This is a genomic window from Pedobacter sp. (assembly GCF_035317785.1).
GTDB lineage: Bacteria > Bacteroidota > Bacteroidia > Sphingobacteriales > Sphingobacteriaceae > Pedobacter.
This window is the reverse complement of sequence record NZ_DATHGC010000011.1, coordinates 1-3,498: the sequence shown is the minus strand read 5'-3', so window position 1 is coordinate 3,498 and position 3,498 is coordinate 1. Positions and strand designations below refer to the sequence as shown.

The window sequence follows — 3,498 nt, the reverse complement described above, 5'->3', positions numbered from 1 at the left end:
TGTTCCGCTCAAAAAACAAAGGTAAGCATTGGGATTTTGTATCAACCGTGGCTGTAGACAGAAAGGCAGGAACTGAAGGTTTTGGCGAGCCGGTTATTGTACGGGTTTCTAAAGGCCCGAAAGCTGGCCGTTTAATTTGTCAGATGCGTACCGGGTACGAATTATATAGTAACCATTCTGACGATGGTGGTAAAACCTGGACAAAGGCCAAACCTTTGGTGTTTGCTAACATTGATGTTTATAAAACCGGTGATTGGGCAGCCATGTTTAAGGACGTTAAACGCAAAGGGGTTTTGGTTGCTCCCGATTCAAAAGAACTGATTGGCGCCGTTGTTGACCCGGACCTGATCGAAACACGCAGCGGTATATTGGTTGCTGCCTTTGGTGTAAGGATTGCGGCTAAGTTGTGCTGGACAATACCGACGCACCCCTGGAATGGTAATTATCTGGCATTCAGTCTTGACCATGGTGAAACCTGGAGCCATGTTACCCGTCTTACCTCCGGCATTGATACCACACATTATATGGCCGTTGAAGAAACACCAAAAAACGACGAATTATTTGTGGTGTATGATTTTGGCCATTGGAACGGCAAGCAGGGAAGGTATACTTATGGCAGAAAAGTTAAACTTTCAATTGATAAATAAACATGAAAATAAAAGCCTTCATTTTATTTGCACTGGGCTGTTCATGGTCTTTGGTATCCGCTCAGATCAGTCCTGTCGCCAGAACTGATGATCCGAAAGGATGGATCATTCAGACGAAGTCTTCTGCCTACCAGGTGATCATTACAGAAAAAGGCTCGGTTAAACCTGTTTATTATGGTTCGAAAGCGCAGGCAGCATATGGCAAAAAAAACGCGGCCTGGGCTGAAGGAATAGATGAGGTGCCCGTACGGGGCGGGCTTCCGTTTAAAACTCCAATGCTTGAAGTTGTATTTGGTGATCAGGTACGCGATGCTGATCTGCAATATGTCAATGGGGAGGTGGTGACTGTTGATGGCAGGCCTACGCTGAAAATCATTCAAAAAGACCGTTTTTATCCGCTGGAAGTGACATCCTATATCCGGGTATTGCCTGAGTTTGATGTCCTGGAAAAGTGGGCGGTTGTTAAGAACACGGGAACTAAAGGCAGCATAAAAATTGAAAATATGCAGTCGGGAAGTATCGTTTTGCCTGCGGATGAATACACACTTACCCATTTGTCCGGCAATCAGCTGAACGAATTTCAGCTGCAAAAAACGGACCTTACTCCAGGTTTAAAGGTGCTGCAGTCAAAAGCGTTTAAATCCAACGCGAACCCGCCATGGTTTATGGTTCAGCCTGAAAACGCGGATAAAGCCAGCAGTCCGGCATGGTTTGGTTCTCTTCATTACAGCGGCAACTGGCAACTGGTTTTCGATAAAACGTTTGAAGGGCCTGTCCAGATTCTTGGTGGCATTAACTTTTGGGATACTGCGTGGGAACTGAAAGCGGGGGCTGCCTTTGAAACCCCAAAACTTGCAGTTGGTTTTACCAATAATGGAGAAGAAGGTGCTTCGCAAAGTTTAGCCGCTTATGTAAGGAATGACATTTTGCCTGCGACACATCGTGAAGAACTCAGGCCTATTATTTACAACAGCTGGGAGGCAACCTACTATGATGTAAATGAGCAGCAGCAGCTTGAGCTCGCAAAAATTGCAGGTGAAATGGGAATAGAACTGTTTGCCATTGACGACGGGTGGTTTAAGGGACGCACAGACGGCAAGTCACAAAGCGGATTGGGAAACTGGGAAGTTGATAAAAATAAGTTTCCCAATGGGCTCGGACCGGTGATCAGGCAGGTGCATGAAACAGGGATGAAATTTGGAATATGGGTGGAGCCAGAAAATGTCAATCCCAACAGTGATATTGTTGTTGAAAACCCCGATTGGGTATTTCAGTTTCCGAACCGTGAGGGAAATAAGTTCAGGAAAATCTTAAACCTCGGTAATGAGAAAGTTTATCAGCATTTGCTGCAGACTTTCACCAAATTATTGAAAGAGAACGATATTGATTTTATTAAATGGGACCAGAACAATTATTTATCTGAACCGGGGTGGTCTGGCGGATCAGCAGAACTGCAGCGGGAGGCTCGCATAAGACATACTGCTAATGTATACAGGTTAGTAGATGAACTCAGAAAAAGGTTTCCAAAAGTGCTGTTTGAATCTTGTGCCAGTGGCGGAGGTCGTGTAGATCTTGGCATGATGTCCCGGATGGACCAAACCTGGCTGAGCGACAACACGGATCCGGTGGATCGTCTTTTTATCCAGTATGGCTTTCTAAGTGCATTGCCTGCGAATACTATGGTTTCATGGGTAACCGGGGCCGCCAGACATCAGGCACTTCCACTGGATTTCAGATTTGATGTGTCAATGAGTGGCGTTCTTGGCATCGGGTACGATATCCGCAAATGGTCCACGCAGGAAAGGTCATTTGCAAAACAAAAAATTGACTTGTATAAGAAATTGAGACCAATTGTACAGAAAGGCATTACATACCGGCTTGTTTCTCCATTTGAAAACAACCGGTGTGCAATAGAATACACTGCAGTTGATGGTAAATCGGCAGTATTATTTTGCTACAACATGGCCGAATACCTGCGGGGCAGTCAGTATACAGACAGAGCGTCCAGCACTTTAAAACTTAGAGGATTAGCTGCGGAAAAGCAGTATCTGATTAGAAAAGCTGCTGATGGGAAGGATAAAGGAATGGTATACAAGGGAGATTTTTTAATGAATATCGGAATAAAATGGCCTCTGAGCGGGACTTTTAAAAGCCAGATCATGCTAGTCGATCAGGTTGGTCAGTAGCATCAAAATTGAAGTAAATCTTATCGTTTATAAATATGAATTTCTAACCAAACCAAACCAAGTATGAAAAAAAATTTACACTTAACCGCAGTATTACTTTGTGTAATGCTTTCTGGCGCCATGGCCCAGGCACCATCAATTCTGGAGGTTCAGCAAAATGACTGGACAAAAATTATTCAGGCTCCAGTCGGGACTTTCAAGTGGATGCATTATCCAAGGGGTATATCCTATGACATTCTAAGCGGGGGGAAAATCATTAAAAAAGCCCTCATTAACTGGCAAACGAATGCTGATGTCGTTCAGTTCCCTATGCACCATGGCTGGGCAGCCTCTGTAAACGAAGGTATAAACTTCAATGCACCTTCAGCTACGAACCGGGGGGGAGCCGACAATGATCTTGATATGATGGTGTGTTTTCGCAGGAACACGGACGGGGTTATGGTTTCTATCCCATTTTATCTGGGGTACACTGGTGCCAATCCGAATCCGCCATTCATTTTTAATTATTTTACGTCTGCAGACAATGGTACTACATGGGATATTAAAACAGATTCCGGTACGGTAACCGGCTTTCCTGCTGGTCAGCAGGTTGCGGGTTTTCGTTTTCACCGCGGCGTTATCCAGGATGCCGACGGCACTTTATATGCGCCTGCTCATGCACAATG

3 protein-coding genes are annotated in these 3,498 nt (G+C 44.9%); all 3 read left to right on the top strand.

Going from position 1 to position 3,498, the window contains the following annotated elements; all coding sequences use genetic code 11:
- The coding region (locus VK541_RS01245; protein ID WP_324366108.1) for a sialidase family protein at window positions 1-647 on the top strand (647 nt) is incomplete at its 5' end.
- A gap of 2 nt (window positions 648-649) precedes the next feature.
- The gene (locus VK541_RS01240; RefSeq protein ID WP_324366107.1) at window positions 650-2,833 is read left to right on the top strand and encodes an alpha-galactosidase; all 2,184 of its coding nucleotides are present in this window, start codon (window positions 650-652) and stop codon (window positions 2,831-2,833) included.
- Between the two features lie 63 nt (window positions 2,834-2,896).
- Window positions 2,897-3,498 (top strand): hypothetical protein (locus VK541_RS01235; protein WP_324366105.1); only part of this gene is annotated, 602 nt, incomplete at its 3' end.

What these genes read in the sequence shown, in the direction of transcription:
- VK541_RS01240 (WP_324366107.1), top strand. Translation starts at nt 650, where the DNA reads ATGAAAATAAAAGCCTTCATTTTATTTGCACTGGGCTGTTCATGGTCT.